The sequence below is a fragment of the Citrobacter sp. JGM124 genome, assembly GCF_018257795.1.
Taxonomy (GTDB): domain Bacteria; phylum Pseudomonadota; class Gammaproteobacteria; order Enterobacterales; family Enterobacteriaceae; genus JGM124.
This window is the reverse complement of sequence record NZ_JAERJD010000008.1, coordinates 278061-292164: the sequence shown is the minus strand read 5'-3', so window position 1 is coordinate 292164 and position 14104 is coordinate 278061. Positions and strand designations below refer to the sequence as shown.

Genomic DNA, 14104 nt, shown 5'->3' with positions numbered 1-14104 from the left:
GACAAATCCAAGGTGGATATAACCTCCAGTGGCATCACTAACACCAGTGGTGAGACAACCATCACCCTGACCAGCACCAACGTTGCAGTGGCCGATATTACCGTCAGTGCCCGCGTGGGTGACACCGCCATAGTGAATGCCGACAGGCAGGTGAGCTTTATCGCCAACATCGCCACCGCTCATGTGGTGAGTGTGGCGCTACAGGGCACTGACGTCAGCAAAATCGCCAATGCCACGAATAACTTTGCTTATACGGTGACGGTGAAGGACAGTAACGGCAACCCGGTGCCTGGTGCGACTGTCACCCCCACGGCGGACAAATCCGCGGTGGATACAGCCTCCAGTGGCATCACTAACGCCAGTGGCGAGACAACCATCACCCTGACCAGCACCAACGTCGCAGTGGCCGATATTACCGTTATGGCCCGTGTGGGTGACACCGCCAGAGTGAATGCCGATAAGAAGGTGAGCTTTATCGCCGACAGCGCCTCAGCCAAAGTGACCTCCGTGAAGCTTCAGGGCTCTGATGTCAGCAAAATCGCTGACGGTATCAGCAGCTTTACCTACACGGTGACGGTGAAGGACAGTAACGACAACCCGGTACCCGGTGCGACTGTCACTGCCACGGCGAATAAATCCGGACTACCGGAAATCCCCAACGGCGTCACCAATGCCAGTGGTGAGGCAACCATCACCCTGACCAGCACCAACGTCGCAGTGGCCGATATTACCGTTATGGCCCGTGTGGGTGACACCGCCAGTGTGAATGCCGACAGGCAGGTGAGCTTTATCGCCGATATCGCTACCGCGCTGATCAAGAGCGTGAATATCGAAATGAATGATGTGAAAGCAAATGGTGAGGATACCAATAAGGTCATCATTACAGTTGAAGATAAACAGGGGAATGTGGTTCCAAATGCGCAGGTTACCATTACTGTGCCTACCACTGCAGGCTATAGCACGGTTCCTGCGAATGATACGACTGATGCCAACGGGCAATTAACCGTTAGTATCACGAATACCAATGCAGGTTCAGAGGACTATACCTTTAGTATCAATGAAAGCAGCAAAACGACTGTTCTCACATTTAAAGCTGATTCGGAAACTGCAGAGTTGAAATCGACGGACTTTACCATCGTCACGAATAATAGTATCGCTGACGGCAAGGCAGAAAATAAGGTCCAGGCAATCGTCAAAGATGCACAGGGCAACCTGGTGCCGGATGTGAGTGTCGTCTTTAGTGCAAATAACAGCGCAGCACCAGCCACACAAACCATTACTACCAATGCCAGCGGACAAGCCATATTCACGTTAACCAACACAAAAGCAGGCAACACGCAGGTCCAGGCCTATTTGGGCAGTCAGCCAACCACGACAGCCGTAAGTCTGAACCTGTTGTTTGCGGCAGGGGCGCCGGTTGTCGGAACCTCTTCTATCGAGACAAACCAGAGTGCTTATGTGGTTAAGACAGATATGCTGGTCACAGTGACTCTCAAAGATGCACAGGGTAACATCGTCACAGGAAAAGTCAGCGCCTTAACAGACTCTGTTGTTGATGTCGCCAATGCAACCACAAAGGCGAATAGCAATTGGATAGAGAATAGCAACGGGACTTACAGCCGTACCTATACTGCTAATACGGTAGGGACAGGGCTCAAAGCCTCGTTGCAACTCACTGACTGGGGAACCGCCACCGAGTCACCAATTTATTCCATTGATGCTGATGCCGCGAGTGCTGTTATCACCGCATCGGTACTGAGTAACGGAAAGAAATTAACGCCAGCGGATGGGGCAACAAGTTATGACATTTTAATCACCGTGAAAGATCAATACGGTAATACCGTGCCATCATATGAGCTGACGTTAACCTCCCCTGTGTTAACAGAAGCCAGAAAAATCAGTACGTCCAGTGATGGGACGGTGACCACAGCCGTATCAAGTTCTATTGCCGGATCAAACAATGTAACCATAGCATCCACAATGAATTCATCAGTGGCGGAGGCAAGCGTTACACTGAAATTCAGTCTGGCTACAGTGAATATAGTTACGCCATCGTTGTAAGTTGTATCTATTGGTCACCTTCATCATGATAAATATTTCATGGTGAAGGTGAAATAATAATTAATATTTAACCTGACATTTACTATCGGGTTATCAGGATCTTAAAGACGCTGACGATATCATCACAGTGCCATTAAGCTGTAATGACATTAAGGATATAGATAATGAAAATACTTCTCTCTATAATGTTTGTTTTTTTACTTTCCTTTTCAAATTTTTCATTTGCATTAGATTGCTACGCCGTTATTAATAATGTGAAGGAAACTACAGATTCTGAAAGTGTTGCAGATATTATTATACCCGAGTCCGCTCAGAATGGTGAAATCATCTGGCGGTCCATGGAATATACTAGAAATATATACTGCGATAAGGCAGACGTTGATGAATATGTCTATTTCTATCCCTTCCCTGATAAAACCACACTACCAGCAGGCATGTCATTTGGTCTGGTTTATAACGGGAAAACTTATGACTTAACAACCAGTAAAATACAAACTGATATTCATGTTTCAAAAGGAGGTTCGCAAACAGGACAAATCACAGTTCAGGTTTTCATAAAAAAAACGGGGAATATTTCATCTGGATTTAATGGTGATTTGGCTATTTATCAACTTGATGGACAAGGTGGCATAAACAGCAATAATGATGCCAAAAACTTCAAATTTTCTTTAAAAAATCTCAGCAACATTGCGACAGGGAATTGTACCTATTCACTCAATGGTATTCCAAGTACAAAGCCCATAAATATTAATGATAATCTAATATCAAATGGACAGACTCTCACGTCTATTGGTTCTGCTAGTGTTTCCTGTACCCCGGTAGATTTGCTGAAAAACAGAATCGTGAATATGAAACTATACACAAATAGCTCTTCTGGCAATAGCTTATTCAGTACAGATAAAAGCGGATTAGGTTACCAGCTATCCATGTCAGGAAAGACCATTCTTCCATCCACAACATCGTCATCTCCTGTGGAGATCAATTTCTCTCTGGATGCAAATGGCAATGCGACAAAAAACTTCGATCAGAATATTTTCCTGACAAACGCAGATGAAACCTGGCTGTATCAGAATAATCAAACCACCGCCACAAGTACAAACCCAAATTTAGCTATGAGTATCGATTCATTTGAATAGCCGGATAAAAAACATCCCTTAGGAAGATATCAGCACTATAGTTTATACACTGCTCAAAAAATATAAACTATAGTTCGCTGACTTTCGATGATAACTATTATAAAGAATGACTCAGATATCGCATACTGTATAACAGCCTCCCAAAATGAACTATATTCCAGGCCAGATCCTTTATTATAAAAAAGGGCATGTTCATGCCCTTTTTTATTTACAAATCAATTTACTGATAATCACTTACTGGTGCACAGGAACAAAATAAATTTCTGTCACCATAAACATCATCCAGCCGTTTGACCGTCGGCCAGTATTTATTCGTATAACCGGCAGGGAATACTGCCTGCTCGCGACTGTATGGATGTCCCCATTCCGCCACCATCTCATCCTGGGTGTGTGGCGCATTAACCAGAGGATTATCAGCCAGCGGCCACTCTCCCTTAATCACATATTCAATTTCATCACGAATTGCCAGCATGGCATCAATGAAGCGATCCAGTTCAGCCTTACTTTCTGATTCCGTTGGTTCAACCATCAGCGTGCCTGCTACCGGGAATGACATGGTCGGAGCATGGAAGCCAAAATCAATTAAGCGTTTCGCAATATCCAGTTCACTAATCCCGCTGCTCTCTTTTATCGGGCGAATATCAAGGATGCACTCATGGGCAACCCGGCCATCTTTGCCAGTATAAAGCACCGGAAAAGCATGCTTCAAACGAGTAGCAATATAGTTAGCATTTAAGATAGCAACCTGGCTCGCTTTTTTCAGGCCCTCAGCTCCCATCATACGAATATACATCCAGCTGATGGGGAGGATAGATGCGCTACCGAATGGTGCGGCTGAAACAGCACCTTGCTGAGTCAGCATCCCATCAATCTGTACGACACTGTGTCCAGGAACAAAAGGAGCTAAATGCGCTTTAACACCAATGGGCCCCATGCCAGGCCCACCACCACCGTGCGGAATACAGAAAGTTTTATGGAGATTAAGGTGGGAAACATCCGCCCCAATATATCCGGGGGAGGTAATCCCCACCTGGGCATTCATGTTGGCACCATCAAGATAAACCTGACCACCAAACTGATGCACTATTTCACAGACTTCACGGATAGTCTCTTCATACACACCATGTGTGGAAGGATAAGTCACCATAATACAAGAGAGAGCATCACCTGCAGTTTCTGCTTTCAGACGTAAATCTTGTAGGTCAATATTACCGTCTGCATCACAAGCCACAACGATAACGTCCATGCCAGCCATCTGAGCAGATGCCGGATTTGTTCCATGAGCCGAACTCGGGATCAGACAAAGATGGCGGTGCCCCTGCTGGCGATTTTCGTGATAACGACGAATCGCCAGTAAGCCAGCATACTCCCCTTGTGCGCCAGAGTTGGGTTGCATACACAGGGCATCGTATCCAGTGAGTTTCACCAGCCAGTCAGAAAGCTGGGAGATCATTTGATGGTAGCCTTCCGCCTGGTTAGCCGGACAGAAAGGATGCAACTCGGCAAATTCTGGCCAAGTAATCGGGATCATCTCCGCAGCCGCATTCAGCTTCATGGTGCAAGATCCCAGCGGGATCATTGCCTGATTTAAGGCCAAGTCTTTACGCTCAAGGCTGTGCATATAACGCATCATCTCGGTTTCACTGTGGTAGCGATTAAATACCGGATGCGTAAGAATAGCATCATGACGTATTAACGACGGAGGTATTGAGGGGGCGGCCATACTCACTTGCTGATCAAGAGTATCGATATCCAGTTGATGATCTTCACCCAGGAGTACATCAAACAGCGCCAATACATCTTCACGTGTCGTGGCTTCATCAAGGGTGATACCCACGGCATTGAGAATATCACTACGCAGGTTAATTTCCCGGGCTTCAGCACGCGCCAGCACATCTGCTTTATCAACGACATCAAGGCAGAGTGTATCAAACCAATGGGTATAACGCAGCGACTTACCTTTCTGCAGCAAGCCAGCTGCCAGAATATCGGTCAGACGATGAATACGAGAAGCGATACGCTTTAGCCCCACAGGACCATGGTAAACCGCATACAGACTGGCAATATTGGCCAGTAACACCTGTGAGGTACAAATGTTAGAATTCGCCTTTTCCCGGCGAATGTGCTGCTCACGTGTTTGCATTGCCATACGCAAAGCCGTGCGCCCCGCTGCATCACGTGATACGCCAATGATGCGCCCTGGCATCGCCCGTTTAAACGGTTCACGAGCGGCAAAAAAAGCAGCGTAAGGCCCACCGTACCCCATTGGCACACCAAAACGTTGAGCCGAGCCAAAGACAATATCCGCCCCCTGCTGACCTGGAGAGTCAAGCAAGACCAGCGTCATAAAATCGGCAGCAACAGCAACAATAATGCTACGCTGTTTCAGCTGCTCAATCAGTAACTGATAGTCATGAAGTGCACCAGTGGTGCCCACTTGTTGTAATAAAACGCCAAATACATCCTGGTGATCCAGTACCTTTTCAGCGTCATCGACAATGATGTCAAAACCAAAAGTCTCTGCTCGGGTACGCACGACATCCAGCGTTTGCGGGTGAACATCTGCCGCGACAAAGAAGCGGTGCGCATTTTTCAGTTTGCTGACACGCTTTGCCATTGCCATTGCTTCGGCAGCTGCTGTAGCCTCATCCAACAGTGAAGCTGAGGCAATATCCATGCCGGTCAAGTCGAGGGTAACTTGCTGGAAGTTTAACAGAGCTTCAAGTCGTCCTTGAGATACTTCAGGCTGATAAGGTGTATAAGCCGTATACCAGCCAGGATTTTCCAGCATATTGCGCAGAATGACCGGCGGGGTCTGTACTGCCGTATACCCCATTCCGATGTAGCTTTTAAAACGTTTATTACGCCCGGCAATCCCTTTGAGCTCGGCAAGTGCGGCAAATTCAGTGGCAGCGTCACCAACAGGCGGAGGGCTGGAAAGCTGAATATCTTCTGGCACGAGAGAAGAAATCAGTGCGTTCAAAGAGGGAGCACCAACAACATCCAGCATATCCTGCTGTTGTTGTTGATTAGAGCCGATATGGCGGAGAATAAAGGCTTCTTTATTTTCAAGCTGGTGTAAAGATTCGGTCATGGGCAGCAGTTCCTGAAACAGGCGAATTTTTGAAAGGAGATAAACACCGGATAGTTCAAGTTGCAGGAAGGCCACAACACAGAGAATGCCCTGCTGCCTGAACTATGACATGTAACGCATCAGAAACTGGCTCTGTGCTTCCAGAGCCAGTGCTTCTGGGCGGGAACACCCACGTGTTCCATCTGAGCTAAGTTACTCGTCTTCCAGCAAAGCCTCATAAGCAGAAGCAATAAGCAATGCTTCCAGTTCGGCTGCATCGCTGGCTTTGATTTTAAAAATCCAGCCATCTCCATAAGGTTCGTTGTTAACGAGTTCTGGCGAATCTTCCAGTGCCTGGTTAACTTCAACAATCTCACCGCTAATGGGCGCATAAATATCTGAAGCTGCTTTTACTGACTCAGCGACGGAGCAGTCGTCTCCCTGGCTGACCTGGGTTCCTACCTCCGGTAAATCAATGAAGACCATATCACCCAGTAATTCCTGGGCGTGCTGTGTAATACCTACAGTAAAAATACCGTCAGATTCTTCACGCAACCACTCATGCTCTTTGGTATATTTTAATTCATTCGGCACATTGCTCATTGTTTTCTCCTGACATCATATCGCAATCGATTAAAATGGCACTGGTTCACCCGCCCGTACAAAAACAGGCTTGGTGACCTTAACAGGTAGCTCACGCTTGCGTATCTCAACAATCGCCGTATCACCAATATTTTTTGGGACCCGCGCGAGGGCGATACTGTAGCCGAGTGTAGGGGAGAAACTGCCGCTGGTGATTTTGCCTTCATAAAGGTGACCGGCCGCATCAGTAAAGCGAACAAGTAACCCACTACGCAGGACTCCTTTGTCTTCCAGTACCAGGCCCACGAGTTTTTCTTCTACCGTTGAACGCTGTGCCTCCAGTGCCTCGCGACCAATGAAATCACGATCTTCAGGTTGCCAGGCAACAGTCCACCCCATGTTCGCAACCAGTGGCGATGTCTCTTCATCCATCTCCTGGCCGTATAAATTCATTCCTGCTTCAAGGCGCAAGGTATCACGCGCGCCTAATCCGCAAGGTGTAACACCGGCGGCCAGTAACCGTTGCCAGAAATCCGCCGCCTGATCATTGGCAAGGGCAATTTCATAGCCCTCTTCGCCGGTGTAACCGGTCGTGGCGATAAACAAGTCACCCGCCTGAACACCAAAGAATGGCTTCATACCTGTAACGGTCTGACGCTGTTGATCACTGAGTAGTGTCGCAACCCTGGCTTTTGCATTCGGCCCCTGAACAGCAATCAAGGCGAGGTCATCCCGTACAGACAGAGAAACCGCAAAGGGTTCAGCTTGTTGACGTATCCAGGCGAGATCTTTCTCACGCGTGGCAGAGTTCACCACCAGGCGAAAATAGTCAGTTCCCAGGAAATAGATGATCAAGTCATCAATCACACCGCCGGATGCATTGAGCATTCCGGTATAGAGCGCTTTTCCTGGCTGAGTGAGTTTCGCGACATCATTGGCGACCAGGTAACGTAAAAATTCCTGAGCCCGGCTACCATGAAGATCAACGATAGTCATGTGAGAAACATCAAACATACCGGCATCAGTACGGACGGCATGGTGTTCATCAAGCTGGGAGCCATAATGCAATGGCATCATCCAGCCATGGAAATCAACCATACGCGCACCACATTGCTGATGCTGTTCAAATAAGGGGGTTTGTTGAGTCATTTTTTCCTCTTTTAACCCATCGGTCGGAAAGCAATATAAGCGCCTGCAACCGCCAGATAAAACCCGCACCAGCCACTGTTAAGGCAGCGCTGCAAACACCATTCTTTGTTGAAGTTATCACCGAATAACCAGCGAAACTATAAGCTAAAATGGCTTTTGCATTAGCTTATTGTCAAATCAGAAAAAACAATGTCTGGTGTTCTCATGGGGTAAATTGAGATATTCGTCACATAAAAATGATTATTGAGATTGAATAACGTGATGAACTTTACATTTATTACTTTTTCATAAATGAAAAAACTCTCATCCCAAAACCATCAGATTAGAAAATATAATGCGAAACTTTACCAAGGATTAGAATATTTCAAACGAAGAAAAAACACCCTTTCAGGAAATCTGAAAGGGTGTGATGAAATGATTTACGGATATCTGTAATCAGGAATCAGCGTAACCAGGCTGGCAGGTCGTCCAATCCCATTGCTTGTCGGATCAGTTTAGGCTTCATACCCGGTAAAGTATCCGCCAGCTTAAGCCCAATATCCCGCACTAACTTTTTCGCGGGATGGTTACCGGCAAACAGTTCACGGAAACCCTGCATGCTGGCAAGCATTACTGCGGCACTATGCTTACGGCTCCGTTCATAGCGCCGTAAATAGAGATGCTGCCCAATGTCTTTACCTTCTCTGTGCAGGCGACGCAGTTCGGACACCAGTTCAGCGGCATCCATAAAGCCCAGATTCACCCCCTGCCCGGCTAAAGGATGAATGGTATGTGCAGCATCGCCAACCAATGCCAGACGATGTGCTGCAAAACTGCGTGCATAGCGTCCCGTTAATGGAAAGACCTGACGCTCACTTTCCACCTGACATAGCCCCAGCTGGAAATCAAACGCAGCAGAAAGAGCCCGGTTAAATACCTCATCGCTTGCGGTATGCATGTCCTGTGCATCAAAAGGGGACAATGACCAAACAATGGAACAAAGATGCGGATCACTCAGGGGAAGAAAAGCCAGAATGCCGTTACCATGAAACACCTGGCGGGCAACAGCCTGATGCGGTTCGGCGGTACGAATGGTCGCCACTATGGCATGGTGATTATAATCCCAGAAGGTGAGTGGAATATCAGCCTTGTTCCGCAGCCATGAGTGGGCTCCATCCGCGCCAACGACCAACCGTGCGGTTAACATATCACCCTCTTTCAGGGTCAGAAAAGCCTCGTTCTCACCCCAGGCAACTTGCTGAATTTCAGCCGGGGCAAGTAGTGTCACATCAGAACATTGCTCGGCACGCTGCCATAATGCTGAATGAATAACGGCATTTTCAACGATATGCCCCAAGTGGCTGAAACCGAGGCTTCTATCATGAAAATCAATTCGCCCGAAGCTGTCCTGATCCCAAACTTCCATACCATGGTAGCAACTGGCTCGCATGGCGATGTTTTGCCAGGCTCCCAAATGGGTAAGGAGTTTTTCACTGGCCGCATTGATAGCGGATACACGTAATCCTGGGGCAGCATCCATAGGCAGAGGTTCAGGAATACGGTTTTCCAGTACCGCAACTCGCAACCCGCTACCCTGAAGGCCACAGGCCACCGCGAGCCCGACCATGCCACCACCGACAATCGCCACATCAACGCTTTGCAAATTGACTCTCCTTTAACGCGCAACCCAACCTAGCGTGCGCTGAGCCAGCACATCACGTGCTGGAGTAAAATATTCCATCGCCAACAGGCCCAGATTTCGCCCCACCACTAAAGGAGACCAGTCATTGGCAAACAAATGAACCAGACTGTCTGTCATACCGATGGTCATTCCTCTGTCTGCCGACCGTTGTTGCTGATAGGCAGCCAGTACCGGATAACTGCCCGGATCCTGTTGTTGATGCCAGGCCTGAGAAAGATTCTCTGCCAGTGACATCACATCCCGCAAGGCAAGATTAAACCCCTGCCCGGCAATAGGGTGTAACGTTTGTGCCGCATTTCCTGCTAATACCAGGCGATGGGAAATAGTTTGCTCGGCCGTGGTCAACGCCAGTGGGTAGTGATGACGCTTCCCAACATGAGTAATTCGCCCTAAACGCCAGCCAAACTCTTGCTGCAAGTGTTGACAGAACTCGCTATCGCTCCAGCTTGCAACCTGTTCACTGGCATCCTGAGCATGGCTCCAGACCAGTGAACAGCGCCTGTCGGACATGGGCAGCATCGCCAATGGGCCATGTGGCGTAAAACGTTCAAAAGCGCGTCCATGATGCGGGCTCGAGGTGGTAACATTGGCAATGACAGCCACTTGCTGGTAATTATGAGATTGCCAGACGATGCCGCATTGTGCCGCCAAAGAGGAACGGGAACCATCCGCTGCAACCAGTAAACTGCCTTCAAGCCGGGTTCCATCACTCAGAGTGACATTCACGCTGTCCTGCTCACGCTGAAAAGCGGTGACACGTTGCGGGCAGTGCAAGATGACCCCAGGTGCTTTTTGCAACAAGGCAAACAAGCGCTGGCCAACATCATGCAGCTCGACTACCTGCCCAAGCGCCGGGATATGATAGTCCTCGGCCTCCAGCGTGACGAAGCTGGCATGGCCACGCTCGCTCACATGCACCGTGCGAATAGCGGTCGCACAATCAGCAATAGCAGGCCAAATACCAATACGCGTGAGCTGCTGACAGGTACCCTGAGCCAGAGCGATAGCCCGGGCATCAAAGCCTGGATGAGACGTGTTGTCAGGGCTCACGGCTTCAATTAAATGAACCGTGAGTTTCCCCTGTGTTAGCCGGGAGATAGCCAGTGCCAGTGTGGCGCCTGTCATCCCTCCCCCTACAATAATGATGCTGCTCATAGGATGCTCTTCACTGCCGTGCCGCGGCCATCAATGCTTCAATATCATCAGCGGACTTCACAACACCGGCGGTTAAATTCTCACTACCGTTTTCAGTTATCAGGATATCGTCTTCAATGCGGATCCCAATCCCACGGTATTCCGCTGGGACATCAGCATCGGGGGCAATATAGAGTCCAGGTTCAATCGTCAGAACCATACCCGGCTCCAGGACACGTGACCGTTCAGGGCCATAAAAACCCACATCATGCACATCCAGTCCCAGCCAGTGACTCAGGCTGTGCATAAAAAATGGCTGATATGCTTTTTCGGCAATCAGAGTATCCACATCCCCTTGCAGCAAACCCAGTTTAACCAACCCCGTGACCATAATGTGCACAACCTGTGCGGTGACATCCTGAATCGTCGTGCCTGGGCGATATAGCGCATGTGCTGTATCAAGAGACTCCAGCACAATGTCATAAATGGCACGCTGGGGAGCACTAAATTTGCCATTGACGGGAAAAGTACGGGTGATATCCCCGGCATATCCTTGGTATTCACACCCCGCATCAATAAGGACTAAATCTCCGCTCTGCATTTTACTTTCATTTTCAGTGTAATGCAGAATACAGCCATTTTCCCCACTACCGACAATGGTATTGTAGGATGGATAACGGGCACCATGGCGGTTAAATTCGTGGTGAATTTCCCCTTCCAGCTGGTACTCAAACATGCCCGGGCGACAAACTTCCATTGCGCGGGTATGGGCCAGAGAGGTGATTTCGCCCGCACGACGGAGTATTGCGCACTCCTCTTCCGATTTGAACAGGCGCATTTCATGCAAGACGGGGCGCCAGTCAATCAAGGTATCTGGAGCCTTAAGATTTTTGCGGCTGCCACGGCGCAGCTTATCCAGGGCAGCAAACACAATGCTATCCGCATAATCGTACTCACCCTGAGCGTGGTACACCACATTCAGTCCATTCAGCAATTGGTAGAGCTGTTCGTCGATCTCATTAAATGCCAGTGCTCTGTCCACCCCCAGTTTTTTAGGGGCGGCATCCTGCCCAAGGCGACGACCAAACCAGATCTCTGCGTTTTTATCCCGTACGCGATTAAAAAGTACGGTATGACTGTGCGTCACATCGCTCTTAATCAGCACCAGTACCGCTTCTGGTTCATTGAAACCGGTTAAATACCAAAAATCACTGCTCTGACGATAGGGATATTCACTATCAGCATTACGCGTTGCTTCAGGTGCCGAAAAAACAATAGCGGCACTTGCCGGGGCCATTTTGGCCAATAAAGCCTGACGACGACGGTGAAATTCAAGCTGCTGTTTCATCACTCCCCCTGAAATTTTTTTGATTAATGAAGTGTGGGTTTGTTGGTTTCTGGTGCAACAGGCTGGGTACGGGTAAAACTATCATGGCACAGTAAAGCTGCAACACGAACGTACTCAATAATTTCTTCCAGAGACATTTCCAGCTCTTCCTGGTCGTCATCTTCGTCATAACCCAGTTGGGCGATATTACGTAAATCGTCAATCGCTTCGCCAGTTTCACCCGTCACTTTATCCAGTTTAGGCTGTGTCACGCCCAACCCGAGTAAAAAATGGTTAACCCAGCCAGAAAGTGCATCTGCCCGGTCAAACACGGTAGCGGTTTCATCATCAGGGAGGTAGAGCTGAAACAGGAAACCATCGTCTTCCAGTGCATCAGCAATTGCACCCTGCATTTCTCGTAAGGCATCAGCCAGGTTTTTGCTAAACGCCAGGCCTTCGTTGGTTAAATCATGAAGCAGGGTTTGCCAGTTGCTTTCACTATTGTTACCACCGCACAACATTCCAGTGATTAAACCGTGCATTTCTGCCGGGGTTAGCCCGACACCTTGTTCATTGAGTAACTGGCCAACCGCATCATAGGCAGGCATTGCATTTTGTATAGACATGCGCATTCATCGTCGTTAGCAGGAGGAGTGTGTTATGCTACCACTTGGACCCCTCCAGATACCAGAAAAGGGCTTGTATCTTAATATTAGGGTGGCTATAGTGACGCCCCTTACGTTATTGGAGACCCATAACGTTAAGGCGGGCGAGTCAACAGCAGGAAGGTAGCATGTCTGCACAACCAGTCGATATTCAAATTTTCGGTCGTTCATTACGCGTTAATTGCCCACCGGAACAGCAGGATGCGCTGAATCAGGCTGCGGAAGAACTGAGTCAGCGTTTACAAGATTTAAAAGTTCGTACCAGAGTGACGAACACAGAGCAGTTAGTGTTTATTGCAGCACTTAATATTTGTTATGAACTGGCGCAGGAAAAAGCCAAAACTCGTGACTATGCCGCGAATATGGAAGAACGTATCCGCATGCTGCAACAAACAATTGAACGGGCCTTACTGGAACAAGGCCGTCCGGCAGATCGTCAGACTCCAGCGTTTGAATAACGCGTAAAAGTCGATTATACTGCTCAGTAACAGATAGAATTTCTCTGAGATGTTTGCAAGCGGGCCAGTCCCCTGAGCCGATATTTCATACCAACAGAATGTGGCGCTCCATGGTCGGTGTGCATGCTCGGTTCGTCCGAGAAGCCTGAAGACTGTGACGACATGTTCACCTTGAACCAAGGGTTCAAGGGTTACAGCCTGCAGCGGCATCTTGGAGAACCCCCCTCTTTGAACAGGCATTCTGCCTATGACTCACTGTAAATCTCGTACTGAACTTCGCCAAATTGTGCGACAGTCACGCCGCGCGCTGTCAGCGGATGAACAAGCATGTTCCGCCCGACTTGCCGCTCAACGCATGATGGCCTTGCCGCAAGTTATTCAGGCAAAAAATCTGGCATTATTTCTCTCTTTTGACGGCGAACTGAATACAGCCCCTCTGATTCATGCCCTGTGGCAAGCCCATAAAGCTGTCTATTTACCGGTTTTACACCCCTTTAGCAGGGGAAACCTCCTATTTCTGCGCTATAACGAAAACACACCATTAATCAAAAACAGACTAAATATTATGGAACCCAGGCTGGATGTCAGGCAGGTACTGCCCGTCAGTCAGCTGGATGTTCTGGTCACACCGTTGGTTGCTTTTGACAGTGAAGGACAGCGACTGGGGATGGGCGGGGGATTTTACGATCGCACTATGCAGAACCGGCAGCAACACCATTTTTATCCTGTTGGCCTGGCACATGACTGCCAGTGGGTCCCGGAACTTCCCGTTGAAGCATGGGATATACCGCTACCTGCCGTCGTCACACCATCACGCCTCTGGCAATGGCAATAACGC

The 14104-nt window shown here is 48.6% G+C and carries 11 protein-coding genes and 1 other RNA gene; 5 read left to right on the top strand and 7 right to left on the bottom strand.

Features of this window, described 5'->3' with window-relative positions:
* On the top strand, positions 1-2061 hold a 2061-nt coding region (locus JK154_RS13355), incomplete at its 5' end, for an Ig-like domain-containing protein (RefSeq protein ID WP_211993034.1).
* 164 nt (positions 2062-2225) lie between these two features.
* Positions 2226-3197 carry a hypothetical protein gene (locus JK154_RS13350; protein WP_211993033.1) on the top strand — a complete coding sequence of 324 codons (972 nt, stop codon included), beginning with the start codon at positions 2226-2228 and terminating at the stop codon, positions 3195-3197.
* A gap of 220 nt (positions 3198-3417) precedes the next feature.
* Here JK154_RS13350 and gcvP read toward each other — a convergent pair whose 3' ends face one another.
* The 7 genes from gcvP to JK154_RS13315 all read right to left on the bottom strand — a co-directional run bounded on the left by gcvP (position 3418) and on the right by JK154_RS13315 (position 12769).
* On the bottom strand, positions 3418-6291 hold the full coding sequence (gene gcvP / locus JK154_RS13345) for an aminomethyl-transferring glycine dehydrogenase (RefSeq protein ID WP_211993032.1): 2874 nt from the start codon (positions 6289-6291) through the stop codon (positions 3418-3420).
* A 192-nt stretch (positions 6292-6483) separates the two neighbouring features.
* Positions 6484-6873, bottom strand: a complete 390-nt coding sequence (gene gcvH, locus JK154_RS13340) for a glycine cleavage system protein GcvH (protein WP_211993031.1) — start codon at positions 6871-6873, stop codon at positions 6484-6486.
* Positions 6874-6903: 30 nt separating this feature from the next.
* A complete protein-coding gene (gene gcvT / locus JK154_RS13335) occupies positions 6904-8001 on the bottom strand; it encodes a glycine cleavage system aminomethyltransferase GcvT (RefSeq protein ID WP_211993030.1) in 1098 nt (365 codons plus the stop codon).
* A 442-nt stretch (positions 8002-8443) separates the two neighbouring features.
* Positions 8444-9643, bottom strand: coding sequence for an FAD-dependent 2-octaprenylphenol hydroxylase (gene ubiI, locus JK154_RS13330; RefSeq protein WP_211993029.1), 1200 nt, complete (start codon positions 9641-9643; stop codon positions 8444-8446).
* A gap of 12 nt (positions 9644-9655) precedes the next feature.
* Positions 9656-10837: a 2-octaprenyl-6-methoxyphenyl hydroxylase gene (gene ubiH, locus JK154_RS13325; protein WP_211993028.1), complete on the bottom strand. Its 1182-nt coding sequence runs from the start codon at positions 10835-10837 to the stop codon at positions 9656-9658.
* 10 nt (positions 10838-10847) lie between these two features.
* A complete protein-coding gene (gene pepP / locus JK154_RS13320; RefSeq protein ID WP_211993027.1) occupies positions 10848-12164 on the bottom strand; it encodes a Xaa-Pro aminopeptidase in 1317 nt (438 codons plus the stop codon).
* A 23-nt stretch (positions 12165-12187) separates the two neighbouring features.
* Positions 12188-12769: a YecA family protein gene (locus JK154_RS13315; RefSeq protein WP_211993026.1), complete on the bottom strand. Its 582-nt coding sequence runs from the start codon at positions 12767-12769 to the stop codon at positions 12188-12190.
* A 167-nt stretch (positions 12770-12936) separates the two neighbouring features.
* Here JK154_RS13315 and zapA point away from each other — a divergent pair, with 167 nt between their 5' ends.
* The 3 genes from zapA (at position 12937) to JK154_RS13300 (ending at position 14101) form a co-directional block, all read left to right on the top strand.
* The gene (gene zapA, locus JK154_RS13310; RefSeq protein ID WP_211993025.1) at positions 12937-13266 is read left to right on the top strand and encodes a cell division protein ZapA; all 330 of its coding nucleotides are present in this window, start codon (positions 12937-12939) and stop codon (positions 13264-13266) included.
* Between the two features lie 38 nt (positions 13267-13304).
* Positions 13305-13488, top strand: a non-coding RNA gene (gene ssrS / locus JK154_RS13305) — 6S RNA.
* A 25-nt stretch (positions 13489-13513) separates the two neighbouring features.
* Positions 13514-14101 (top strand): 5-formyltetrahydrofolate cyclo-ligase, encoded by a 588-nt coding sequence (locus JK154_RS13300; RefSeq protein WP_211993024.1) that lies wholly within the window; start codon positions 13514-13516, stop codon positions 14099-14101.
* The last annotated feature ends 3 nt before the right edge of the window (positions 14102-14104 follow it).

Excerpts from the sequence above, each read along its gene's own strand:
- gcvH (WP_211993031.1), bottom strand. The coding sequence starts at position 6,873 with ATGAGCAATGTGCCGAATGAATTAAAATATACCAAAGAGCATGAGTGG.
- JK154_RS13315 (WP_211993026.1), bottom strand. The coding sequence starts at position 12,769 with ATGTCTATACAAAATGCAATGCCTGCCTATGATGCGGTTGGCCAGTTA.
- pepP (WP_211993027.1), bottom strand. The coding sequence starts at position 12,164 with ATGAAACAGCAGCTTGAATTTCACCGTCGTCGTCAGGCTTTATTGGCC.
- gcvP (WP_211993032.1), bottom strand. The coding sequence starts at position 6,291 with ATGACCGAATCTTTACACCAGCTTGAAAATAAAGAAGCCTTTATTCTC.
- JK154_RS13350 (WP_211993033.1), top strand. The coding sequence starts at position 2,226 with ATGAAAATACTTCTCTCTATAATGTTTGTTTTTTTACTTTCCTTTTCA.
- JK154_RS13300 (WP_211993024.1), top strand. The coding sequence starts at position 13,514 with ATGACTCACTGTAAATCTCGTACTGAACTTCGCCAAATTGTGCGACAG.
- zapA (WP_211993025.1), top strand. The coding sequence starts at position 12,937 with ATGTCTGCACAACCAGTCGATATTCAAATTTTCGGTCGTTCATTACGC.
- ubiH (WP_211993028.1), bottom strand. The coding sequence starts at position 10,837 with ATGAGCAGCATCATTATTGTAGGGGGAGGGATGACAGGCGCCACACTG.
- gcvT (WP_211993030.1), bottom strand. The coding sequence starts at position 8,001 with ATGACTCAACAAACCCCCTTATTTGAACAGCATCAGCAATGTGGTGCG.